1 pseudogene is annotated in these 226 nt (G+C 68.1%); it reads left to right on the forward strand.

Annotation, left to right across the window (positions count from 1 at the left end):
• Window positions 1–226: pseudogene (locus EXE45_RS19185) on the forward strand (peptidase S8 and S53 subtilisin kexin sedolisin); the annotation flags it as partial.

A 226-nucleotide genomic window follows, 5' to 3' on the forward strand; every position in this document is an offset into this window, starting at 1 on the left:
CCTGACGGTCGTTCACGAGATGCCCGGGATCGACTACGCGGTCGTCCGGGGCGACGAGTCCGACGTGAAGCGGTCGGTCAAGAGCTACGCGGCGGACGTACGGATCGAACTCGACTCGCCGGGCGTGAACGAGGAGGCGCCGACGCTGGACGCCTCGGACTACGAGGGGCAGCCGGGGGACTTCCTCCAGTGGGACAAAGACGACCTGGACGTTCCCGAGGCCCAC

The organism is Halorubrum sp. SP9 (assembly GCF_005435015.1).
GTDB classification, from domain to species: Archaea; Halobacteriota; Halobacteria; order Halobacteriales; family Haloferacaceae; genus Halorubrum; species Halorubrum sodomense.